The sequence below is a fragment of the Nocardioides panacisoli genome (assembly GCF_039537325.1).
Classification (GTDB): Bacteria; Actinomycetota; Actinomycetes; order Propionibacteriales; family Nocardioidaceae; genus Nocardioides; species Nocardioides panacisoli.
In genome coordinates this window covers 207208-231128 of the sequence record NZ_BAABAH010000005.1, presented here as the reverse complement: position 1 = coordinate 231128, position 23921 = coordinate 207208, and the positions used below count along the sequence as shown (strand labels likewise).

The following is a 23921-nucleotide window of genomic DNA, read 5'->3' as shown; positions in this document are numbered from 1 at the left end:
CGGTACGCGACGAAGCTGTGCGGAGCAGAAACGACGGGCCGCGACGGGCCCGGCGTGACGCGCACCACGTTCCGGACCCTTTCGGTGCCGCCACTATCCTCGCCTGATGCCCACGGTCGTCCGCGCGCTCCTCATCGCGCTGCTGCTGACGGGCCTCCCGATCGGCGCCGCGGTGTGGCTGAGCGACGGGGCCGAGCCGACGCCCCGGAGCGAGCCGACGCCGTACGAGTCGATCCCCCTCGAGGACTACGACACGACCGTGGTCGACGTCGCGCGGTCCGGGTTCTGCGACCGGATCTCGCCCGACGCGGTCTCGGCCGCCCTGGGCGCGGACGCGAAGGACAACACCAGCTACGCCAACGGCGACAAGGTCGAGCTGGTGCCGCGGGAGACCGACGTGGCGCACGAGTACGGCTGCACCTACGTCGGCCCGCACGGCACCGAGGCGCGCGCCTGGGTGTTCGCGCCGCCGGTGACCGCCGAGCGCGCGCGCCAGCTCGTCGACGAGGCGACCGGGATCAAGGGCTGCCGAAGGCAGCAGCCCGCGCCGGCGTACGGCGACCCGGGGGTCGCGCTGGTGTGTGGCTACGCCAAGGACGACTTCGCGTCCTACCGCGGCCTGTTCGGCGACGCCTGGCTGACCTGCAGCCTCGGCCTCCCGAGGAGCACGCCCGAGCAGCAGCTGCTCGACCGCACGGGCAAGTGGTGCGTCGCGGTCGCCCAGGCGGCCTCCGGCGGCTAGTTCTCCTCGGCCTTGTCGGCGCCGCGGCGCCAGCGGATGCCGGCCTCGAGGAAACCGTCGATGTCGCCGTCGAACACGGCCTGCGGGTTGCCGGTCTCGTAGCCGGTGCGCAGGTCCTTGACGATCTGGTAGGGGTTCAGCACGTAGTTGCGCATCTGGTCGCCCCAGCTCGCGGCGACGTCGCCCTTGAGGTCCTTCTTGAGGGCGGCCTCCTCGGCCTTCTTCTTGGCGAGCAGCTTGGCCTTGAGCACGATCATCGCGGCGGCCTTGTTCTGCAGCTGCGACTTCTCGTTCTGGCAGGACACGACGATGCCGGTGGGGATGTGCGTGAGGCGCACCGCGGAGTCGGTGGTGTTGACCGACTGACCGCCCGGGCCGCCGGAGCGGAAGACGTCGGTGCGGATGTCGTTCTCGTCGACCTCGATCTCGTCGGTCTGCTCGAGCTGGGGGACGACCTCCACCGCGGCGAACGACGTCTGGCGACGGCCCTGGTTGTCGAACGGGCTGATCCGGACCAGCCGGTGGGTGCCGGCGTCGACGGAGAGGGTCCCGTAGGCGTAGGGCGCGTGGATCGCGAACTCGGCGGACTTGATGCCCGCCTCCTCGGCGTAGGAGACGTCGTAGACCTCGACGGGGTACTTGTTGCGCTCGGCCCAGCGCGTGTACATCCGCATCAGCATCTCGGCGAAGTCGGCCGCGTCGACGCCGCCGGCGCCCGCGCGGATCGACACGATCGCCTCGCGCTCGTCGTACTCGCCCGACAGCAGCGTGCGGACCTCGAGCGCCTCGACGGCCTTCTTGATCTTGCCGAGCTCGACCTCGGCCTCGGCGGCCGCGTCGGCGTCGCCCTCCTCGACGGCGAGCTGGACCATGATGGCGAGGTCCTCGACCCGGCCCTTCAGCGCGGCGAACCGCTCGACCTGGCCCTGGAGCAGCGAGAGCCGGCCGGTGACCCGGGTGGCGTTGGCCTGGTCGTCCCACAGGTCGGGGGCGGCCACCTGGGTCTCGAGCTCGGAGATCTCGCGCTCCATCCCGGGCAGGTCGAGGACCTGCTCGATGGTGCTCATCGTCGCGGTGAGCTGCTTGATCTCGGTGTCGTAGTCGGGGCCTGCCACAAGGGTCAAGGTTACGGGCACGCCGTGCCGGGCGGCGAAACGCGGATCCCGGGCGCCGACGGCGCTCGCCGGAATTCTTTTTTCGCTTGTTTCTGACAACTGCTGGCGCGCCCTGTCAGAGCCTGCTTACATGCGCATGCCGCGGCGCAATCCGTCGTCCGCTTTCTCGGGGGCTACTTCATGGGGAAGAACGGACGGGGTTCCACGCATGCTCTCTGCGCTCCTGATCGACCGACGCTCGAACGACGGCAGGAGGGACGCACGACGGCGACGACTCGCCCTGGTCGGCGCGCTCGCCGCCGTCCTTGCCGGCTTCGTGGCCGTCGCACCGGCGGCGCCCGCCGGCGCCGTCCAGGCGACCGGTGACGACGTACCGGTCTGGAGCGCCGGCTCCTCGTGGACCTACGCGACGACGTTCCACTACGTCGCCGACGGCACCGACGTCTCCCTCAACGAGGACGTCACCTATGCGGTGGCCGGGACGCAGACGTTCGCCGGCCAGGACGCCTACCGGCTGAACATCTCCGGCACCATCACCGGCGGGAGCGGCTCGGCGCAGGTCGAAGGCGTCGGCAACGTGAGCCTCTCCAACTTCAGGGGCACGGTCTCGGGGACCCGCTACGTCCGCCGCTCCGACCTGGCGATGCTGCAGGAGAGCCAGCACCAGGACCTCACCGGCACCGCGAAGCTCGGCATCCTCTCGCAGGGCATCACGGCCACCATCGACCTCCAGATGACGCCCCAGCAGGGCTGGCGCGTCCTCGACTTCCCGCTCGAGGCGGGCCAGGGCTGGCACAACGGCGCGAACGTCGACTACACCGGCGGCTTCGACTACCAGGCCGGGTCGATCGCCAGCGGCTCCTCTCCCTTCGACGGCACCTTCGTCTTCGACCAGCCGGCCAGCGTCACCAACGGCACGGCGTCGGTCCCCGCCGGCAACATCGCGTCCCGCGTGGTGACCTCGCACAGCTCCGACGGCACCACGATCGACGACCACTGGTACTCCCCCGCCCACAAGTACGACGCCCGCGAGCTCCTGCAGCTGCCGCTGGACGGCGGCTCCCTGACCATCGACCGCAAGCTGTCCTCGTCGGCGGTCCCGGCGGCCGGCGGCATCACCGAGACCATCACGCCGTCGCTGTCGTGCGCCGGTGGGGACGTCACGGTCAGCGGCAAGGTGAGCAGCGGCGCGGCCGGCGTGCCGGTCTCGATCTCCCTGGACCGCTCCCCGGTCTCGGCCGGCGCGAGCACGACCGCGAGCGCGACCACCACCTCGGGCGGCAACTACTCGGCGACGCTCCAGGCGCCGGCCGCCAGTGACGGGATGGCCAAGAGCGGCGCCCGGGCCAGCTGGGGTGTCCTGGTCACCGGTGGCGGCGGGGTCAACGCCGCGACGCTGGTCGTGACCCCTCAGGACTGCACCACGCTGGCCTACGACGGCCCGACGAGCGCCGCGCAGGGCGACACCGTCACCGCCCACGCCACGCTCGTCGACCTGGCCGGCGGCGACGTCGCCGGGCGCACCGTCACCTTCAGCCTCGCGGGCGGCGCCTCGGTGAACGCGACGACCGACGCCGCCGGGGTCGCCCAGGCGAACCTGCCCGTCGCCGGGCCGCCGCGCAGCACCACGATCACGGCGAGCTTCGCCGGGACCTCCGGCCTGACCGCCGCCAGCAGCACCGCGGCGTTCACGGTCGGCACCATCGCGACCACCACCGCCGTGGTCGCCGACCCGCCCGTCGTGACCATCGGCGACGGCGTCCGGTTCACCGCGACCGTCACCCCGGCGCACGGCGCCACCCCGCAGGGCTCGGTGCAGTTCAACGTCGACGGTGCCGACTTCGGCGCCGCCGTCCCGCTGAGCGGCGGCTCCGCCACCAGTCCGGCGCTGTCCACCCTCCCGCTCGGCAACCACACGGTGACCGCGTCCTACGGCGGCTCCGCCGACGACTCGCCGAGCACCTCCGCGGCGTTCACGTTCCGGGTGCGGGAGCCGCTCAAGCCCACGACCACCACCTCGGCGGTGTCCCCGTCGAGCGCCGTCCACGGCCAGGACGTCACCCTGTCCGCCTCCGTCAGCGCCGCCACGGGCACCCCGACGGGTGAGGTCGTGTTCAAGGTCGGCGCCGATGAGGTCGGCCGGGCCCCCGTGAGCGCATCGGGCGACGCGAGCGTCACCGTCACCGACCTGCCGGTCGGCAGCAACGCGGTGGTGGCGACGTACACCGGCGACGACGTGTACGACGCCAGCTCGGCCGCACCGCGCACCGTGAACGTCGCCAAGGCCGACGTGACCGTCACGCTCGGCGCCTCGTCGACGCACACCGTCGCCGGCCAGGCAGTCGCCTACAACGCCTCCGTCGCGGTCGACGCGCCCGGTGGCGGCACGCCCGACGGCACCGTCCAGCTCGCCGTCGACGGCTCCGACGTGGGAGGTCCGGTCCCGCTGAGCAACGGCTCGGCGACCTTCCCGGCCGTCACCTCCCTCGGCGCCGGCAGCCACACCGTCAAGGTGACCTACGCCGGGACCGCCGACTACGCCGGCGGCTCCGACCAGATCCAGCAGACCGTCACGCAGGCGGACACGACCACCACCGTGGTCGCGACGCCGTCGCCGTCGGTCCAGGACCAGAACGTCGAGCTGCAGGCCGTCGTCTCCGCCGTCGCGCCCGGCGCCGGCTCCCCGACCGGGACGGTCACCTTCCTCTCCGACGGCGACCCCGTCGGCTCCGCCCCGCTGACGGCGACCGGGGCCGGGAGCACCGCGACGCTCGATCTCAGCGACCTCGCGCCCGGCTCGCACCAGGTCATCGCGCGCTATGCCGGCGACAGCGACTACCGCGCCAGCGACTCCGAGGCGATCAGCCACACGGTCATCGAGGGCACCGCGGTCGTGGAGACGTCGACGGCGCTCACCTCGAGCGAGAACCCGTCGACGTACGGCTCCCTGATCACCTTCCGCGCCGCCGTCACCGCGGCGGACGGCAGCACACCGGCCGGCTCGGTGCAGTTCTCCGTCGACGGCACCGACGTGGGCGACCCCGTCCCTGTCGACGGCGACGGCGTCGCGGAGAGCCCCGCCCTCGCGTCACCCGACCCTGGTGACCACACGGTCATCGCCGCGTTCCAGGCCGACACCGGCTACACCGGCAGCGGCGACATCCTCACCCAGACCGTCGAGTCCGCGGGCGTCGACGTCTCCCTGACGTCGTCCGCCCCCGACGCCGAGGTCGGGCAGCAGGTGAGCTTCACGGCGACCGTGGCGTCCCAGGTCGTCGGCACCGGTACGCCGACCGGCTACGTCCAGTTCGCGGTGGACGGCCAGCCGCTCGGCGACGCGGTCGGGCTGCAGGGCGGCACGGCGCACAGCCCGGTCGTCTCCGACCTCGCACCCGGCAGCCACCGGGTGACCGCGCTGTACTCCGGCGACACGCACTTCGCCCCACGCCTGGTCGAGCTCGACCAGGCGGTGCACCGGCTGGCCACGAGCACGGCGCTGCAGGTGACCCCGAGCTCCCCGACGTACGGCGACGCGGTGACCCTCAAGGCGACGGTGACCCCGGCGCACGCGGGCCACGGCACGCCGACGGGCGCGGTCCGGTTCACCGACGGAAGCACGGTCCTGGCGACCGTCGCGGTCGCGCCCGGCAGCGGCGGCACCGCCGTCGCGTCGCTGACCACCTCGGCGCTGCACGCCGGCAGCCACACGCTGCGGGCGTCGTACCTGCAGGACCCGGTGTTCGCGGCGAGCGACTCGCCGGCCGTCCAGGTGACCGTCGCCAAGCAGTCGACGGCGCTGAAGGCGGACCCGGCCGTCGTGTCCCTGACGCCGCTCGGCCTGCCCCTCGGGCAGCTGCGGGTCACCCTCACCGGCGGCGGCCAGCCGCTGCCGGGGGCGGCCGTGCAGTTCAAGGTCGGCACCAAGGTCGTCTGCACGACCACGACCGACGCGCTCGGCGTGGCCACCTGCAACGCGGCGAGCCAGGTCCTCAACCTCGTCGCCGCCGGGGGCTACACGGCCTCCTTCGCCGGCGATCCCGACCATCTGTCCGCCTCGGCCCACGGCGCGATCCTCAAGTGACGCGGACCGCGGAAAGGAACTCCGTCATGCGCAAGCTGATCTCCCTCCTCACCACCCTCGCCCTCCCGGTCGCGCTGCTGGCGCTGCTGGCCGGCCCCGCCTCCGCCGACATCTCGGCGCCCGCCGACGGCGCGGTCCTCCGCGGCAACGCGACGCTGTCGGCCGGCGGAGCCTCCGACGGCACCCTGTGCGCCAACGCCAGCAGCCCGCAGACCACCCTGCAGCTGATCAACTCCGGCGGCACGGTGGTGTTCGAGAGCGTGCAGGGCGGGACCGGCGCCAAGAGTGCCGCGATCGACACCCACAACTACGCCAACGGCGCCTACACGGCACGCGCGATCGAGCGGAACAGGTCCGGGTTCGTCTTCTGCTCCAACAACACCAAGACGACCAACCGCTCCGTCACGATCGACAACATCACCCAGCTGTCCTACTCGGGAGCGACCGAGGGCGCGCAGAACACCTCCGTCACCGTCAAGGCGACGCTGACCGACCCGAACCTCTCCGGCTCGGTCCTGGCCAACCGCACCGTCACCTTCTCCCTGTCGGGCGGCACGTCGGTCAACGGCACCACCGATGCCAACGGCGTCGCGACCGCCTCGCTCCCGGTCTCGGGACCGCCGCGGACCGCGACGGTGACGGCCTCGTTCGCGCAGACGACCTTCTACAAGGGCTCGACCGCCTCCTCGCAGTTCACGGTCGAGAAGAACGCCAGCACGACGACCCTGGACGCCCCGGCGCCCGTCGTGCACGGTCAGGCGACCTCCTTCACGGCGCACGTCGCGCACGTGGACGGCACCAGCAACCCCACGGGAACCGTGCAGTTCACCGTCGACGGGGACCCGTTGGGTGCGCCCGCCCCGGTCTCGGGAGGTACGGCGACCTCGCCGACCACCTCCCAGCTCAGCACGGGCGACCACACCGTCCGGGCGACCTACAGCGGTGACGGGAACCTGCTGGGCAGCAGCGCCTCGGCCGTGACCCAGACCGTCGGCAAGGCGCCGACCACGACGAACCTGGCCAGCTCGGGCTCGCCGACCGTCACGGGCGAGGCGGTCACGTTCACCGCCACCGTCGCCGTGGCCGCGCCCGGTGCGGGCCAGCCGGCCGGCGGCGTGCAGTTCAACGTCGACGGCGCTCCCTACGGCACCGCCGTCACCCTGACCGGCGACACCGCCCAGCTGACGATCGCGAACCTGCACCCGGGCAACCACGAGGTGCGGGCGACGTACAACGGGAACGGCGACTTCGCCACCAGCTCCTCGGCCGTGCTGACCCACGGCGTCGACCGGGCGGCCACCACCGTCACGCTCGGCACCTCCGACGCCGATGCCGTCGCGGGCGAGCCGCTCACGTTCACCGCGGACGTCGACGTCGCCGGTCCCGGCGCGGGCAACCCGACCGGGGTCGTCCAGTTCTCAGCGGACGGCCACCCGATCGGCGGCCCGGTGCCGCTGAGCAACGGCACCGCCGTCTCGCCGCCGACCGGGCTGGACGCCGGGACGCACGAGATCACCGCCGACTACCAGGGCGACGACGACTTCGCGGGCGCGACGGCCGCGCTCCAGCAGGAGGTCGCGGCCGCGCACACCACCACGACGGTGACGACGTCGCCGAGCCCCTCGGTCTTCGGCCAGCCGGTCACGATCCGCGCGGTCGTGCGGCCGGTCAGCCCGGCCACCGGCACCCCGGAGGGGGCGGTCCAGCTCACCATCGACGGTCAGCCGGGCGCGTTCGAGACCCTGGTCGACGGCGCCGCGGAGATCGACACCGCGACGCTGTCGCGCGGCAGCCACGAGATCAGCGCCCGCTACTTCAGCGCCGACCCGAACTTCGTCACCAGCACCTCCGACCCCGTCGAGCACGTCGTCAACAAGGCGGCGACGCGGACCACGGTCGAGAGCTCCTCGCCGACGTCGGTCTTCGGGCAGCCGGTGACCTTCACGGCGACGGTCTCGGTGCAGGCGCCGGGCGCGGGCTCCCCGTCGGGCACGGTGACGTTCACCGACGGCTCGACCGTCCTCGGCACCGCGCCGGTCGACTCGAGCACCGGCGAGGTCGCCTCGATCACCACCGACGTCCTCACGGTCGGGCAGCACGCCGTGGTTGCGACGTACGACGGGGACGACAGCTTCCTCGGCAGCACCGGGTCGGCCCAGCAGAAGGTCAACCGGGCCCAGACGTCGCTGGTCGTCGACTCCTCGGTGAACCCCGCGCAGTCGGGTCAGAGCGTGCGGTTCACCGCCACGGTCAGCCCGGTCGCGCCGGGCGCCGGCGTCCCGTCCGGGACCGTGCGGTTCACCGTCAACGGCGCCAACCTCGGCTCTCCGGTCACGCTGAGCGCAGGCCGGGCCACGAGCAGCGCGTTCGCGTCGCTCTCGCCCGGCACCTACAAGATCGAGGCCGCCTATGCCGGTGACGCCCGGTTCGTCGGCAGCACCGGGACCCTCGACCAGGGCGCCGGGCAGAACGTCACGAAGGGCGACACCGCGATGACACTGGTGTCCGACGCGCCGTCGTCGGCCTACGGCCAGCCGGTGACGTTCACCGCCCAGGTGTCCGCGGTCGCCCCGGCGACCGGCAAGCCGAGCGGGACCGTGCAGTTCTGGGAGGGCCAGAAGCTGCTCGGTGCGACCGGTCTCACCGCGACCGGGCCCGGCACCAGCCAGGCCTCGTTCGTGACGTCCACGCTGAAGCCGGGCGACCACTCGATCCGGGCGGTCTACCTCGGGAACTTCAACTTCAACGGCCAGACGGCGTCCGCCGTGCAGACCGTCGGAGGGATCCCGACGGTCACCGGCATCGAGGGCTCGCCCAACCCGGCGACCTACGGCGACGACGTCACCTTCACGGCCGTGGTCTCGGCTCCGGCGGACGCCGCGGCGACGCCGGCCGGGACGGTCACGTTCACCGACGGGTCCACCGTGCTCGGCACCGCTGCCGTCCAGGTCGCGGACGGGCACAGCCGGGCGAGCATCACCGTCCACGGGCTCGGCGCCGGCACCCACCACGTGGTGGCGAGCTACTCCGGTGAGCCGAGCTACCTCGCGAGCGCCTCGCCGGCGTACGACGAGGTGGTCGCGCAGGCCGCGACGACGCTCACCGCGCGGACGGCGTACACCGATCCGGTCCACGACCAGATGGCCCGGCTGACGGCGACGCTCACCGGCCCGGGCGGCCGGCCGATCGCCGGCGAGGTGGTGTCGTTTTCGACGACGCAGCTGCTCGACCAGGGCGTCTACCCGCTCTGCGAGGCGACCACCGACGCCGACGGCGTGGCCACCTGCTGGACGGTCGCCGGGATGTGGCAGCGGATCGAGGACAACGGTTATGACGCCAGGTTCGCCGGCTCGGCGAATTTCCTCTCCTCGGGGGATCACGCGCAGCTGGTCGGCAGTGCACACTGATAAGCAGAAGCGAGAGAGGGAAACCTGAGAATCAGCCAAATCGCACCCCGTTGCGCGACATTTGCGGGCACGCTTTGGTCCTGACTCCCAGACGACCCGACCCGAGGGGAAGCGGATGCCCGACCAGCCACGCCACAGCGCACGACCGATCGGTCGTGCGCTGCGGCGCGCACCCGGGTCCCGCCGGACCGTCCTGACGGCCCTGCTGGCCTCCGGCACGCTCACCGCGGGCGTCGTCACGGCAGCGGCCCTCTCGCTGACCTCGGCCGGACCCACGGACGTCTCCGCGACGCCGGTCGACGCCAGCGCGCCGACCTCGTCTGCGGACGCGGCTCTCGAGTCGCCGGCGACCCTCGACCACGGAGCGCACGTCGACGTCCGCGTCTCGCCGGTCGCCGACGTCCGGGCCGACCTGGCGGCCATCCCGCTGCCGGCGATGTCGGCCTACCAACGCGCCGCCGACGTGATCGACCGCGCCGACCGGAGCTGCCACCTCGACTGGACCGTGCTCGCCGGCGTGGGGCAGGTCGTCAGCCAGCACGGCCTGGTGGACGGCGCCCGGATGACCCACCGCGGCGTGGTCAAGCCGGCCCTGGTCGGCAAGGTGGTCCGCAACAACGCCGGGCAGCGGCTGACCGACACCGACGCCGGACGGCTGGACGGCGACAAGCGGCACGACCGCGCGGTCGGACCGATGCTGCTCGCCCCCTCGACCTGGAACGTGGTCGGCGTGGACGCCGACGGCGACGGGAAGCGCAACCCGCAGGACGTCGACGACGCCGCCCTCGGCGTGTCCGTGCTGCTGTGCTCGGGACAGCTCGACCTCCGCAAGGACAAGGAGCTCGCCAGGGCGGTGGGCCGGGTCAACGACGACCGCGCGTTCGTGCGCGCGGTCCTGAGCGCGGCCACCGACTACGCCCGGCAGGCGGCGGCGACGCCGGTCACGACCGTGCCCGGTCCGGTCGTCATCCCCACCGACCTCCCGACGCACGTCGCCAACGCCCGGGGCGCCGCTCCGAGCGCGACTCCGTCCGACCCGGTCTCCCCCGCGGCTCCCGGCAGCACGGCGACGAGCATCCCGGGCGGTCCGCACCCGACGCACCCGTCCAGCACCGACACCCCGGACCCGACGGACTCCCCGACCGACGACCCGACCGAGTGCACCATGGACGACCCGAGCAGCACCCCGTCCGACCTGCCGACGGACCAGCCCACCGACGAGCCGACCGACGACCCGTGCGCCACGGACCCCACGGACGAGCCCAGCGACTCCCCGTCGGAGAGCCCCACGCCGTAGCGTTCGGCTCGATGAACCGGATCGCTCCCGCGACGCTCGTCGCCGCCCTCGCCCTGTCCGTGCTGCCCTCGGCGCACGCCGAGGCCGACCGGCCGGCGCGCGTCAGGTCGACGTACGACGGGACGGTGGTGGCGGCCCTCGACTCGCTCAAGGTCAAGCGCGAGCACCGCGACGGCTACGACCGCGACCTGTTCCCGCTGTGGGACTCCCAGGGCGGCGGCTGCAGCACCCGGGACGTCGTGCTGATCGACGAGTCCAAGGACCCCGACACGGCACCGGACGGCGACTGCGACTACACCGGCCGCTGGCGCTCCGCCTATGACGGCGTCACCACGACGGACCCGTCCACCTTCGACATCGACCACCGCGTCCCGCTCGCGGAGGCCTGGGACTCCGGCGCGTGGCGGTGGACGACCGCCACCCGCGAGCGGTACGCCAACGACCTCGGCGACCCGCGACCGTTGATCGCCGTCTCCGCCTCCTCCAACCGGTCCAAGGGCGACCGGGAGCCCCAGGACTGGATGCCCGCCAAGCGGCAGTGCACCTACCTCGTGCAGTGGGTCGTGGTGAAGGTCCGCTGGCACCTCGCCGTGAACAGGCGGGAGAAGCGGTTCGTCGAGCGGGACCTGGGCGACCTCGGCTGCGGCAACCCGACCATCACGGTCCGCCGGGCGCCGGTCCACTACGCCCCCTAGCCCGCTCCGCGCGTCGTAGCCTGAGGGATGCGCGCCGCCGGACTCCTCCTCGTCTCCCTGTCCCTTGCGAGCGCGGCCGTCGTCGTGGGCGGACCGCCCGTGGCCCAGGCGCAGGCTCTCTGCAACGGCCTCGCCGTGACGCTTCCAGGGACCGAGGGCGACGACGTCCTCGATGGCACCGAGGGATCGGACGTGATCGCCGGCGGCGCAGGGTCCGACGTCATCCGTGGTCTCGGTGGCGACGACGTCCTGTGCGGCAACGCGGACGACGACCGGCTCGAGGGCGGAGCGGGCGACGACGTCATCATCGGAGGCGACGACCGCCGCGGTGAGGAGTGGGGCGAGAGCCACTTCTACTACTACGGCGACCTGCTCACGGGAGGCGCCGGCGACGACACCCTCGTCGGCGACGGTCCGGAGGTCACCGGCGACCACCCGCACGGCGACGACACCGTCAGCTACGCCGACTCGGCGCGGGGGGTGACCGTGCGGCTCGACCTGGGCACGGTGACGGGTGAGGGACACGACACCCTCGACACCGTCAGCAGCGTGGTGCTCAGCGACCACGACGACCACGCCGTGCTCGGAGGCGACGGCGCCCAGGTCGACGGAGGAGCGGGCGACGACGTGCTGTCCACGGCCCCGGGCTTCCGGCCTCCGTATCGCGCGACCGATGCCTTGATCGACGGCTACCTCGACGGTGGGTCCGGGGACGACCTGCTCCGGTCGGCCGCGCCTGGGTGGATGCTCCGCGGCAGCGGCGGAGCCGACCGCCTCGTCGCCGGCGGCCGCTCGTCGCTCGACGGCGGGCCCGGCGCCGACGTGGTGGTCGGGTCGCAGGGCGCCGACGACATCGCGACCGCGGGTCCGGGCCGCGACTCGGTCCGCGCCCGCGGTGGGGCCGACCTGCTGCTCCTCGGCAGGGCGTCCGAGGACCAGCTCGCTCCGGTGGATGCCGATCTCGGCGACGGCGCGGACACCGTCGAGGTGCACGTCAGCCCGCGGGACGGCACCACGATCTCGCTCGGCGCGGGCGCCGACGACGTCGCCTGGGCGCCCTACGCGTTCGACTCAGAGGCCGCGCCGCTCCCCCAGGTGCGGTTCGTCGCCGGTCGGGGCCGGGACCACCTCGGCGTGCCGCTGATGATCGCCGACAGCAGCCCAGGACGCCCCGCCGGCGTCCGCGCGGACCTCTCCGCCGGCACGGTGCGCACGCTCGGCACGCACTCGCGGATGACGGTGCTCGGGTTCGAGGACCTCACCGGAAGCCCATGGGCGGACGTCCTGCTGGGGTCGGTGGGAGCGAACGGGATCCACGGCGGCGAGCGTGACGACGTCCTCGACGGACGCGGCGGCCGCGACGTGCTCGTGGGAGACACCGGCCACGACCGCGCGGACGGCGGGACGGGCGACGACCGCTGCGATGCCGAGGTCACCCACAGCTGCTGAGACGAGCGGGGGGGCTGCTCTCTCGCTGACCTCGGTGCCGTGTGCGGCCGCATCGGCGCCGTACAGCGCGGCGCCCCCAGCGGTCGTGGCCCTCGACGAGGGTGCCGTCGGGTCCCGCGGAAGAGTTCACCCGACTCCGGCGCGGAGCGGCCTAGTCGTCGCCCTCCTTGCGCCGTCGTCGCCTCGCCGAGCGCGGCGGGGCGGACCGCATGTGCTCGCGGGCGGGCTCGAGCACCGAGCGCAGCGTCTCGACCTGGGCCCGCGACAACGGCTTCAGCAGCAGGTCCTTGATGACCGCCACGTGCCCAGGCAGCACCCTCGCGATCCGCTCACGGCCCGCGTCGGTGATCGTCACCAGGACGGCGCGCTCGTCGTCGGCCGCCGCCGCTCGCGTGACGAGCCCCGCCTTCTCCAGCAGGCCGGCCTGGTAGGTCAGTCCGCTGCGGCTGTAGACCACACCGTCCGCCAGGTCGGTCATCCGCTCGCTCCCCGTCGGCGAGTCCAGGCCGAGCAGCGCGAGCAGCTGGAACTGCACGTAGCTGAGGTCGCCCTGCTCCCGGAGCTGCTGCTCGACCGCGTGGCGCAGCAGGCCCGCGACCTCGATCAGGGCGAAGTAGGCGTCCAGCTCGACGCGGTCGAGCGGTGACTGGCCGGCGTCCGTCATGCCCTGAACATACTTCACGTTCGAATCACTTGCTTTGAATTCGAATCATCGCTACCGTGACTCTAGTGCTTCGAATTCGAAGCACCTTGGACTCATCGAGAGAAGGCACCGCCATGAAGGCAATGGTTTTCCACCAGTACGGCGACCCGGACGTCCTGCAGTACGGGGACGTCGAGACCCCCGAGCCCCGGGCGGGGGAAGTGCGCGTGCGCGTGGCCGGGACAACGTTCAACGGCGTCGACGGCAACATCCGGGCGGGATTGATGCAGGAGCCGATGCCCCTGACCCTCCCCCACATCCTCGGTGTCGACGTCGCCGGCACCGTCGACTCCCAGGCGAAGGCGTCGACACCCTCACGGTCGGTGACCGCGTCGTGGGCTTCCTGCCGTTCGTCAGCAACGGCGCGGCCGCCGAGTACGTCGTCGTCGACGCCGCCAGCCTCGCTGCCGCTCCGGCCGGCATCCCGCTCGGCGACGCCGCCGCCCTGCCGGTGGTCGGGCTGACGGCGTGGCAGGCGCTGTTCGAGCACGCGGAGCTGACGGACGGACAGCGGATCATCGTCAACGGCGCCAGCGGTGCGGTCGGCGGCTACGCAGTCCAGCTCGCCAAGGCGGCCGGCGCCCACGTCATCGCCACCGGCAGCGGCCGATCCCACGACAGGCTCCTCGCGCAGGGCGCGGACGAGATCATCGACCACACCGCGACCGACGTCGCTGCGGCGATCGATGAGCCGGCCGACGTGCTGCTCAACCTCGCCCCCATCACCCCCGACCAGTTCGAGGCGCTGGCCGGCCGGGTCCGCGACGGCGGCGTCGTCGTCAACACGACTGTCTGGATGCCCGCTCCCGGCGACGAGCAGCGCGGCGTCCGCGGGATCGACCTCTATGTCCGCAGCGACGCGGACCAGCTGGCCGAGCTCGTCGCCCGCGTCGACCGCGGCGAGCTGACCGTCGACATCGCCGAGCGCGTCGTCCTTGCCGACCTGCCCGACGTCCACGCCCGGGCCGCCGCCGGGACCCTCCCCGGCAAGCTCGTCGTCCTTCCGTGACGGGGCAGCTAGTCCGGGCGCACGACCGCCGAGCCCGTCGAGCTCACGCCCGCGACCTCCGGCCCGCCGGGGACCGAGAAGGGCAGGTCGATCCGCGAGGAGATCCGGACGACGACCGAGTCGCCGTGGACGGTGACGTGCGCGGACAGGCCGGGGTGGTCGGCGTACGCCCCGACCTTCCGGAGGTACTCCGCAACGCCGGCGCGGGCCCTGGCCGCGGTGAGGTCGAGGTCGCCCTTGCCGATCCCGCCGGTGTAGACCTCGGTTCCCTGCGCGGCCGCGTCGGCGCCGTACAGCGCGGCACCGTCGGCGAGGCTGTCGAGGCTCTGCCGCTCGAGGAAGGCGACGCTGGCGTCGACGACGACCACGATCAGGGAGACGATCACGACCGCGAAGCCGATGATCAGCAGGCTCGCCTGGCCCCGCTCGTCGCGCCGCATCAGCGCGGCCGGTCGATCTCGACGTAGCGGCCGATCGGCACTGTCTGGGTCGCGGAGAGCGAGAAGGTGGGCTGCCCGGAGGCGAGCACGTCGGGCAGCATCCGCAGCACCACGCTGGTCCGGACGTGCACGGTGATGACGGACGTGCCGTTGTGGCAGTCCGAGGGGTACGGCGTGCAGGTGACCCAGAGCCGCAGCGGTGCACCGCCGAGCCCCTGGTCGGCGAGCGCCTGCCGGGCCACCGCCTCGGCCCGCTGACGCCCGCTCGCGTCGTCGGGAGCGAGCGCAAAGGCGCGACCCGCCGCCCGTGCGGCGGCCGCGACGCCGAACGACCCGCGCTGCACGTCGAAGACCGAGACCACCAGCCAGATCAGGGGCACGAGCAGCAACAGGCCCAGCCACACCAGCTCGACCGTGGCACTGGCCCGTTCGTCGCGGCGGATCACGGCTGCTCCTCGATCGCCCGTCCGGTCACGGTGAGGGTGACCGCGGGCCCGCCGAGGCCGAGAGCAGGAACCTCGGCGCGGACGACGATCTCGATGCCGGGCTGGCCGGCGACCGTGGCCGGACGGGCGCTCACGTCCTGCGCGAAGCTGCCGGCGAGCGCGTCGTCGATCTGCTCCCGGGTGCGGGCGATCCCGTCGCCTGGTCCGCGGTCGGCGGTGGCGGCGTACCGCGCTCCCTCCGAAGCCGCCGCGGCCAGCACGGACCGGACGTGCAGGACCAGGGCGACCTGGATGATGCCCAGCACGAGCGGGACCAGCACCACCAGCGCGAGGACGAAGTCGACGACGGCGGCGCCCCGCTCGCCATCACGACGGCGGCGGCTCATCTCACTTCACGGAGCTCAGCGCGTGCCGGAGCATCTCGGACAGCTGTCCCTGGGCGATGCCCCAGAGCGCCGAGACGAGTGCCGCGGTCATGACGGTGACCAGGACCCAGCCCGGTACGTCTCCCCGGTCGTCGTGCGGCCGTAGACCGGTGAGGGCGAGCACGAGCCTCGCCCGGAGCTGCCGGAGCTTCCGGAGCAGGTGGTGCGGGTCCATCGGCGGGTCCTTCCCGAGAGTGCTGCTGGTCAGTGCGTGGTGAGGGAGAGCCCGACGAGGCCGGGCCAGAAGGCGAAGCTCTTTCATCCATCAAGGGTGTTTGAAAGTTGCACCCTGCGAAGGGTTCGGCCAACTTCGCCGGTTGTGTCGGCGTCCCTCTTTACGCTCGTGCTCTCCACAACCGAGAAAGGTGCGAGGCGACATGACGGTCTACCCCTCACCCCCTGTCGAGTTCACCATTGATGTCACCTACAAGGGCAGCGTGGACGGATGCCTAGACGTGCTTCAGGCGATTGAGACCCTGGCCTGCATTGAGGCCGAGTTCATCACCGCATCCCGGAACGGCAAGGGCGCATTGCGCATCCAGGTGACCTCCTCCAGCGGCATCAAGCTCGGCCTTGCTCTCAGCGACCTCACGAAGATCCATGAACTGGCCCAAAGTAAGGGCCTGACCGAATGACCACCGCCCACGGGAGCCCGCTCGGGGACGGGCAGGAGGAGCCCGTGGATTCGTACGACGCCATGTGTCGGTTGGAGTACCTCCGGACGTTCGAAGACTCCGAACCGGACATGGAGTGCTTCCCGGCGTACAACCTGTCAGTCGCTGAACATGACGAACTGGCAGCCGCATACGACCGCATTAAGCAGGCGAACCATCCGCCGATGATCGAGATCCTTGGCGATCTTCGCTTCACGCTGCATGACACGGTCCGCCGCTACCTTCAAGCCCTTGAGTCGGGCGCTCGGGTCTCTCCCGCTGAGGTGACGCGGGTCGCGCGAGTCACCGCGTTTGCAGCCGTCAACGCCGTCTACTCCTTTGGGGAGTACGTGGAGGCCGAGCTGCGGCATCGCGGAGGGAAAGAGCTGTGGGAACCCGCGTCGGCTGTGTTCACAGCCGTCTACGACGAGAACCCGCACTTCCTCCTTGCCGACAAGCTTCGGCAGGTCTTCAGTCACAGGACCATGGAAGCTCTCAAAGTGCACGGCGGATCGAAGATCACGGCGCTGGGCCAAGACCCGACGTTCACCGTGGCCTGCGTGCTAGACCGCACGAAGTTGCTCGAAAGGCTGGAGAACAAAACGCGGCGGTGGCTCCTGACTCTGGATGAGGACGTCGCGCTAGACGACGTTCTGGCCGCGTCGATACATGGAATGGCACGGGTCTACCGGGCGGTTCGACCCATGTTGTTTCCTGACGAGGCGAGGGACCTGACCGCGTTGTCCCGGTATCGAACCGAGTTCCTCAACCTCAACTATCCGCTGACCCTGAGCAGATACACAATCGCCACCGATGGAACGCTCGGCCCCTGGTCTCACACCAGCATCGATGCGGCTGAGCTGACCGCAGCGGGGCTGAAGCCCCTGAGTCGAGAGGAGTGGGAAGCGTCGAGCACACAGGCGAGTGCTCGGATCGACTCTCACCGTTCAGCAATCACGCATCCACCCCACTCACCGGCATTCAAGGACAACCCCAACGCAGACGGCCTACCGCCAGCCGATGGTCAGTCCGAGAACAATCGGCAGGATGACGTTTCGTAAGCAGGAGAGCGCCTACTCACGGGTGGACCGCCAGTCAACCCGGCGGTGCGGCTCGCTCAATAGGGCGAGCAGGTCGGTCGATCGAGTGAAGTAGGAGAACTGCAATGGAGTCTCCTGTGAGTCCTGGAAGCTGCCTGTGTTGACGCCAACCAACCGAAGCGGTCGAGGCTCAGGACCGACAAGCCCTTCGCCATACTTGAAGCCCCGCTGTGTGGCGAAGACAGGGGCGCCCGACAGCCCAGATCGACTAAGCGACTGATAGAGCACGGCTCGCGCAACAGACCCACCCGGGCGCGCTACGTCTATAGGAAAGCGCGGATCACCTGCGATGAGTCCTGTCAGAAGGACGGGCCTGTCCAGCTCGGTACCGGGCAGCTTGGTGAATCCCGGCGAAGCCAGGAAGTCACCTACACGGATGTCGTCCAGATATTCCGACTCTGCCGCGAGCCAGTCGAACGGGATCCATTCGCTGATCCCGCCACCCTTTGGCAACGCCAGGCTCGTCTTTAGGGGGATGATCGCCAGATCGACGTTGGGATCCTCGCTGCAAAGGAACGTCGGCGGGAACAGGGCGGTGAAGGTCCGCTGATCCTCGACCTCTTTGCTGTAGTGCCAACCCGCCATGAAGATGGCGGCGAGGTCAGCGCCCGGGAACTTTATGAGGGCCAGCTCGGGGTCTACAACGTGGCGCGCTGTAACTACGAACGCTTCACCATCCGGCGCCTTCACGACGAAACAGGTTCCCATTCCCGACCTTTCGTCGCCGTCCTTAGTACGGAATACGACGTTGAGCAGTCGAGCGCTGTAGAGCGCAGCGGTCGGGAACGCTAGGTCGAGCACACGCACAGTATGGAGACGATCCTGCAAGGCTGACATGGGAACGCGCACGCCCGAACGGGGTATGGCTGAACGCCTGAGCCCGAGGGGTGGGGGAGCAACCCCCTTGGGGCATGTGAGCCTCCCTGGTGTTGGACAGCAGCCCGCAAGTTGCCACGGTCTAGGGTCGCAACGGCCCCTACACACATAGGACCGCCCCACTCGTCAGGGGGCACGAGTGGGGCGACCGCTCCAGCCTGATGACCGGGGTCTCGGGCCACTGGTCAGCGGGAGCGTGCTGTCTACGCTAGGCGTTTGGTTGTCGTCAGCATCTTTTGTTTCAGCATCGGGGTGCTCGCCGAAGATTTCGAGATAGGCGTCATCGAGGTCGGTCCATTCTTCCTGCATGGCGCCATCGTCTGCCCGATCCGCGCGGCGCGCACCTCGTCATCCACAGGGCTCGGCCAGAGACAAAGAATGGGCCCCTACCGGCCCGAAAGGGACCGGTAGAGCTTGGCAGATCAGCAGTTCGCCGAAGTTAGAGACAGCGCTCACGAGCAGTCTCACACTGTCGGCATGCGTGCTCCCTTCGTGATGCTCCTCGCTGCCGCTTTGCTCGGCGGTTTGCTCGTTGCGGGTCCGTCGACCGCAGCCCGAGGCACAGAAGAGATGTCGCACCATCGCGCTGCGATGTACTACAAGAAGCACGTCCGGCCCGTGACCTGCGCAAGCAACGCCTTCTTTGGACGCATCTGGCACGGTCGCAATCGGATTACCGCGCACGAGGTCGCGCGACGCCTTCCGGAGATACGTCGTCTGTCTGGAATGTACGGACGAGCCTTGTACCGATGGGTCCGCGCGCTGTACAACCCTCCTGCTGACTGGCCGAGCTACGTCGCTCATCTCGTCAACAAGCTGGCCGCTGTGGACACCCGCGCCTCAGAGATTCGGCGTGCCCAGGGTTCTGCCGCTAGTGCTCGCGGATGGTTGCGCCTAAACGCCCGCGCCAACAGGCTGTACTACGGGCACTATGCGGCCACAATCCGGGCTCGTCTTAACCTCCCCCGAACGACGCCCTGCCGCAGGCGCTGAGAGAGATGTCTGCACCGAAGCTCACTGCTCTTCAGTCGCGTCATGGCGACCGCCAGAGCGGCAGCAATTCAAGCGCACACGCCGGGCGGCGGTAGCCGCCGCGCTTCAGTTGCAGATTCGCCGGTGGACCACCCGCTCCTTTGAAGCCGACAGAACGGCGCTGCTGGGCGAGTCGCCTTGATTTTTTCGGCCATGACGCGCACAGGATTGCAGGTGACATTAGTCCAGGTACTTGCTGGGAGACGCTCCGTGCATCTTGCTTGCGACTTTCGACTGACGGACGCGCGCACCCAGCGGCTAATCGAGGACTCCGCGCACAAGCTCGTTCGTGTCGGGACGGAACGATCCGCGCTGGTCGGCGTCACTGGATTGGCCCACCTCGACAGCATTCCCGTTGGCGAGTGGATCGTGCGCCGCTTGGGAACGCTGGAGCCCGGACCGGACTTCCTGGATCGGATCGTCGAAAGCCTGCGCTCGTCGGCGCAGTCCTCTGCTGCTTACATCCGGGACGCGCTTGTCCGCCGGACGACATTTGTGGTTGGCGGCTTCAGCGGAACACAGGCACGGATCGTCTTGGTATCTAACTTCGAGGCATTCTTCAACGGTCGAGTCAAGCGCGAAGGTCTAGCTGCCGATCGGTTCGCAGTAAGCGGCATTCGACCGAAGGCACCCATCTATTTTACGACTGGCGTGACCGGAGTCGAGAAGCCGGAAGACATTGAGAAGGCAAGGCTTCTAGTTAGGTCGGAGGCCGACGATTCCGCGATCCAGCGGTCCCTCGCAGAGATAAATAAGTGGGTTAGCGCACGGTCTCTTTCCGTGAGTCCGGGATGTTACACCGCTACCATTCATGCGACCGGATCTGGGTCAAGTCAACCGTTTCTTTCGGGTGGTCAACTTGACAGCCCGTTCATTCCGCCCGATGTGCAACTAATGATGCACGAGCTTCAGACAGTGTTCCGACCAGCAATCAAGCCTGACGGGCACCCGTCGCCCATTCAAATCAGAGGGACCACGCATGCGTTTATAGGCACTGGCGAGAAGTACTGGCAAGGACAGCTGCGACTCACTCCGCATAGCGCCGCGGTCTGGAATAACTATGGCGCCGATCTCGCCGGGCGAGGCCGGTTCGAGGAAGCTAGACGCGCGTATACCCGAGCGTGCGAGTTGGATGAAACCTATCCGACGCCACGCGTAAATCTCGCAGGACGGGTGTGGGTTGACTTGGGAGACGCCGCGACAGCGGAAGGACTATTCCAGGAGGCATTTGCAATTTGGAAGAACAAAATTCCCTCCAATGAGATTGTCCGATACGCCAATTTCCGTCTCTACGCGTACCGAGATGAAGCGGAAGCAGAAGCGCTCTTTCGGAAAGCGTGCAGGGACAAGGATTGTCCGATGGCGCCAGTCCGGCTGGCGCAACTGCTTCTTGAGACCGGGAGAGGCAAAGACGAAGCCGTCGATCTTCTGGCCAGCGCTCGCGAACGGTTTCCGACAAATCAGGAAGTTCTTGGGCACGTCGGCTTTGCGGAGTTCCGTTATCTAGGCCTCCCCGAGCAGGGCCGCGCACGGTTGGAGCAGGCGTGCGTCGCGGATCCAACTAACGCGGACCTCCTGACGATGGCAGGGGACGTATGCCTACTCACGGGGGATCCGTCAACGGCGTCATATTACTATCGCAAGGCTATCAAGCGACTACCGACCCACTGGGCCATCCACCTCAACTGGGGATTGGCGCTCGCTCTTGAACAGAACTTTGAGGCGGCTCTGAAACACCTTCGTGAGGCGACGGCCATAGTGCCGCCCGACCAATCCGCTTCTGTTCAGATTAATCTTGCAGCTGTGCTGTGGGCTAGTGGAGATCGTTCTGCGGCGGTCGACTTGCTTCACTCCCTGCAGGGCCACCTGCCGCTTCCTCGGGAGGTAGAGATGGAGCTGCTGGCCATGCTCGAGATTGCAGGAGAGGGATCCCACCGTGATCGCATCGCTGACTTGGTGGCGTCAGGACCGCTTCCCACTGCTCTCACTATGCAGGCAATGGCCCTGGGTGGAACGGCCACCGAGCAGACCGTTGCACGCGAACTCGCAGCGTTGCTTGTGAACGACAGCCTGTAGTTGCGACGCCACACCCCTGCCCCGCCACGTGGGACCGGCGAGTACACCCCGGCCCACCCCAGTCAGCCTCGGTGCCCGGATCTCGGCACGAGCACACCATCGCCACTGGACTGTCCGCCTCGGGCCGCCCCAGAGATCCCAAGGGCGAGGCACTCGCGAAGGAAGTAAGAGGCTCGGCGCCGAATGGACGGCTAGAAGGCCCCGACAAGGCACCAATGGGGACTTGCCGGGGCGATGGGGTGACTAGGAGCAGTAGTGGCTAGCCACGTCGCGGAGAACGCGCTCTAGCTCGTCCTCCGTCACACGTCGCCTGGGCCGGACTTCCGAGCCGGAAGGTTGCCAAGAGCGATGGCGTCGTGCGCCAGCTCGATCAGCCAAGCGCCGACGGCGTTTCGGTCAGCAAGGTGCATGGGTCACCTCCTTCCGAGCCAATCAAGACGTTCGCCCGCAGTCGCCGAACGCTCGGGCGATCTGCCCGCTGGTCCGCGTCGAGCAACGCATGACACGAACGGCACCGGGGCTGGTAGTGCTCGGGGTGGTCGCAGTAGGCGAGGACAGTTCGATCAGGCTCAGACGCCTTCCTTGGTCCGCGCTTCTCCTCTGCGCATCCGCCGACGTGGGACCAGTGAGCAGCTCGTGCGGCGCAGTCCGCGCACCGGTAAGCCGACGCTGGCCCTCGGTGATTGCGAATGCGTTGGTGAGCCCGTTGATAGCCACGGTCCGCCCCGTCGTTCTTGATAGGTCGGTGCCTCTGGCAGCCGCATGAGGCGGCTCGCCCTGTCCGCAGGTTCGTTGCCCTGGTAGTGATCGGTCCGCCACAGTCGCAGCGACACCGCCACATTCGGTGTGGCCCGCGCATCGGAGCGGGCGCTGTCACCGTGAGCATCCCGAAGCGCTGGCCGGGTGCGATGTCATCCAAGGGCTTAGGTCCGGACTTCACGGCGCACCTTCGGGGGTCCTGAGGGACCCGAGGAAGCGGACGGTTGCACCGGGAAGCTGCTTGGGAACGAACAGCCGCGCCTGTCGGCGCTCCTGTCCAGGTAGCAGCGGGAGAAGGTGCTCCCAGGGTTCGTGCGGCTCTGCGAGCACACCGCTGCTCAAGCTGCCACCGAGTCAGAGACTCGGGAGGTGAACCTCCCCGTGATGATGAATGGCGTGTACGGGGTGCCCTGCGATTCGCGCATGCCCCGGACGACGGACAGTCCCTCGACAACGCCGAGACCTGCGACGACTCCGGGCAGTTTGTTGATCCCTTGGTTGAAGCAAGCCTCGATGGTCCCGAGGTCATGGGAGGTGTTGACGCCGAGGGTCTGCCGGAAGGCGATGGTTCGGGTTCCATCCTCAACCGTCTCGGCAAGCTCGGGCTTGCCTACGACAACGGTGAGCTTCGGGCTTCGGAGCGTGACAATCTCCCCCGTGCGCTCTAATCCAGCACCCCGGCTGACTACAACGGCGCCAAGGTCCCGGTCATAGGCGATAGCCGAGGAGGCGACGGCCTGACCGATGTTCTGCGCGGCGGACACGTCCGCCTCAGCAAGGGCGGGCAAGCCTCCCCAGATGGCACGAACGTCAAGCTTTACTACGTCGGTCACGAACTCAGCACCGGAGCCGAGAGTCCCGTACCGATTCTGCACGTTGATGCCTTGCGTGAAGCACGCCTTGTCGATCTGTGCGAAGTCGAGCGGGACATGAATGGTGGAGCGCAAGTAGCGGACGGTGATGAGGTCGGCGCTCAGGGCGCCCGACCTCGCATTGTGCATTGAGGCGTTGGTCTGGACGATGACGACGGCGGGACGGGCCGAGCTGTCCAGAGGAGACCAGTAGTCCGTATCGGCATAGGTCGAGACGACCGGGACGCCGGGGAGGATGCTCTCGACGATCGGAGCAAGCGCGTCGGCAACGGCACAGTCACGGGCCGAAGTGATCCTGTGCGTAAGCGCGGACCGCGTAGCGGTCGCGCCCTTGATCTGAGTGCTGAGCTTCTCAACCTCTGCTTGTGCAAGAGCAAGGTCCGAAGCGGGAACGTCCTCGCCGGAGAGCCAGGAGCGCTCAATCTTCTTGACCTCTGCCTCTGCTGTGCTCAACCGAGCTTCCAGCTCAGTGAGCCTCTCGGTTAGAGAGTCGATCTCCTCAATGGCCTCGTCCTCAGTCGCTCGGAGGTTCTCCTCCGCACGTCCGACCATGGCCTTGATGTTCTTGGCGTTCGAGTTCGCCAATGCGTTTCCTCCTTGGGTTGTTGGGTTGAAACAGAAAGAGCGCCCTGAAGGGCGCTCCCGTATGCCTCAGGTCCTTTGGACCAAAGGTCTTTGGGTCCAAGCCGTGAAGGCCGAACCAAGCTTCTCGATGCCCACCTCCGGTGCTACCTCGCTGAGCGT

19 protein-coding genes and 1 pseudogene are annotated in these 23921 nt (G+C 69.5%); 12 read left to right on the top strand and 8 right to left on the bottom strand.

Features of this window, described 5'->3' with window-relative positions; all coding sequences use genetic code 11:
* Positions 1-106 precede the first annotated feature (106 nt).
* Complete coding sequence (locus ABD709_RS09995) at positions 107-742, top strand: hypothetical protein (RefSeq protein ID WP_344774863.1); 636 nt, start codon at positions 107-109, stop codon at positions 740-742.
* On the opposite strand, the gene prfB is transcribed toward ABD709_RS09995, so the two are convergent.
* Positions 739-1857, bottom strand: a complete 1119-nt coding sequence (prfB, locus tag ABD709_RS09990; protein WP_344774861.1) for a peptide chain release factor 2 — start codon at positions 1855-1857, stop codon at positions 739-741. The two genes, ABD709_RS09995 and prfB, sit on opposite strands and share 4 nt — an antisense overlap.
* 208 nt (positions 1858-2065) lie before the next feature.
* Between prfB and ABD709_RS09985 the strand changes: the two genes are divergently transcribed.
* The 5 genes from ABD709_RS09985 (at position 2066) to ABD709_RS09965 (ending at position 12786) form a co-directional block, all read left to right on the top strand.
* Complete coding sequence (locus tag ABD709_RS09985) at positions 2066-5938, top strand: Ig-like domain repeat protein (protein WP_344774859.1); 3873 nt, start codon at positions 2066-2068, stop codon at positions 5936-5938.
* 26 nt (positions 5939-5964) lie between these two features.
* Positions 5965-9345 (top strand): Ig-like domain repeat protein, encoded by a 3381-nt coding sequence (locus ABD709_RS09980; protein WP_344774857.1) that lies wholly within the window; start codon positions 5965-5967, stop codon positions 9343-9345.
* Positions 9346-9460: 115 nt separating this feature from the next.
* A complete protein-coding gene (locus ABD709_RS09975) occupies positions 9461-10642 on the top strand; it encodes a lysozyme family protein (protein ID WP_344774855.1) in 1182 nt (393 codons plus the stop codon).
* A gap of 11 nt (positions 10643-10653) precedes the next feature.
* Entirely contained in the window at positions 10654-11337 is a 684-nt protein-coding gene (locus ABD709_RS09970; RefSeq protein ID WP_344774854.1) for an HNH endonuclease family protein, read from the top strand.
* A gap of 27 nt (positions 11338-11364) precedes the next feature.
* Entirely contained in the window at positions 11365-12786 is a 1422-nt protein-coding gene (locus ABD709_RS09965; RefSeq protein WP_344774852.1) for a calcium-binding protein, read from the top strand.
* Between the two features lie 151 nt (positions 12787-12937).
* On the opposite strand, the gene ABD709_RS09960 is transcribed toward ABD709_RS09965, so the two are convergent.
* Positions 12938-13450 (bottom strand): MarR family winged helix-turn-helix transcriptional regulator, encoded by a 513-nt coding sequence (locus tag ABD709_RS09960; RefSeq protein ID WP_344774850.1) that lies wholly within the window; start codon positions 13448-13450, stop codon positions 12938-12940.
* A 113-nt stretch (positions 13451-13563) separates the two neighbouring features.
* On the opposite strand from ABD709_RS09960, the pseudogene ABD709_RS21445 reads away from it, so the two are divergent.
* A pseudogene (locus ABD709_RS21445) lies at positions 13564-13767 on the top strand (NADP-dependent oxidoreductase); the annotation flags it as partial.
* Between the two features lie 56 nt (positions 13768-13823).
* Positions 13824-14498 (top strand): NADP-dependent oxidoreductase, encoded by a 675-nt coding sequence (locus tag ABD709_RS09955; protein ID WP_344774848.1) that lies wholly within the window; start codon positions 13824-13826, stop codon positions 14496-14498.
* Positions 14499-14506: 8 nt separating this feature from the next.
* On the opposite strand, the gene ABD709_RS09950 is transcribed toward ABD709_RS09955, so the two are convergent.
* The 4 genes from ABD709_RS09950 to ABD709_RS09935 are packed head-to-tail and all read right to left on the bottom strand — an operon-like array spanning position 14507 to position 15984.
* Positions 14507-14938, bottom strand: a complete 432-nt coding sequence (locus ABD709_RS09950; RefSeq protein ID WP_344774846.1) for a pilus assembly protein TadG-related protein — start codon at positions 14936-14938, stop codon at positions 14507-14509.
* A complete protein-coding gene (locus tag ABD709_RS09945; RefSeq protein ID WP_344774844.1) occupies positions 14938-15384 on the bottom strand; it encodes a hypothetical protein in 447 nt (148 codons plus the stop codon). The genes ABD709_RS09950 and ABD709_RS09945 overlap by 1 nt, the downstream gene beginning before the upstream one ends.
* Complete coding sequence (locus ABD709_RS09940) at positions 15381-15770, bottom strand: TadE/TadG family type IV pilus assembly protein (RefSeq protein WP_344774842.1); 390 nt, start codon at positions 15768-15770, stop codon at positions 15381-15383. Before ABD709_RS09940 ends, ABD709_RS09945 begins: the two co-directional genes overlap by 4 nt.
* 1 nt (position 15771) lies before the next feature.
* Positions 15772-15984, bottom strand: a complete 213-nt coding sequence (locus ABD709_RS09935; protein WP_344774840.1) for a hypothetical protein — start codon at positions 15982-15984, stop codon at positions 15772-15774.
* A gap of 202 nt (positions 15985-16186) precedes the next feature.
* Between ABD709_RS09935 and ABD709_RS09930 the strand changes: the two genes are divergently transcribed.
* Complete coding sequence (locus ABD709_RS09930; protein WP_344774838.1) at positions 16187-16444, top strand: hypothetical protein; 258 nt, start codon at positions 16187-16189, stop codon at positions 16442-16444.
* Positions 16441-17523 (top strand): hypothetical protein, encoded by a 1083-nt coding sequence (locus ABD709_RS09925; RefSeq protein WP_344774836.1) that lies wholly within the window; start codon positions 16441-16443, stop codon positions 17521-17523. The genes ABD709_RS09930 and ABD709_RS09925 overlap by 4 nt, the downstream gene beginning before the upstream one ends.
* Before the next feature lie 12 nt (positions 17524-17535).
* Here the strand turns inward: ABD709_RS09925 and ABD709_RS09920 are convergent, their stop codons facing one another.
* The gene (locus ABD709_RS09920) at positions 17536-18369 is read right to left on the bottom strand and encodes a S1 family serine peptidase (protein WP_344774834.1); all 834 of its coding nucleotides are present in this window, start codon (positions 18367-18369) and stop codon (positions 17536-17538) included.
* A gap of 285 nt (positions 18370-18654) precedes the next feature.
* Between ABD709_RS09920 and ABD709_RS09915 the strand changes: the two genes are divergently transcribed.
* On the top strand, positions 18655-18849 hold the full coding sequence (locus tag ABD709_RS09915; protein ID WP_344774832.1) for a hypothetical protein: 195 nt from the start codon (positions 18655-18657) through the stop codon (positions 18847-18849).
* 774 nt (positions 18850-19623) lie between these two features.
* Positions 19624-21546: a tetratricopeptide repeat protein gene (locus ABD709_RS09910; RefSeq protein WP_344774830.1), complete on the top strand. Its 1923-nt coding sequence runs from the start codon at positions 19624-19626 to the stop codon at positions 21544-21546.
* 1097 nt (positions 21547-22643) lie between these two features.
* Here the strand turns inward: ABD709_RS09910 and ABD709_RS09905 are convergent.
* Positions 22644-23762 (bottom strand): hypothetical protein, encoded by a 1119-nt coding sequence (locus ABD709_RS09905; RefSeq protein WP_344774828.1) that lies wholly within the window; start codon positions 23760-23762, stop codon positions 22644-22646.
* Between the last annotated feature and the right edge of the window lie 159 nt (positions 23763-23921).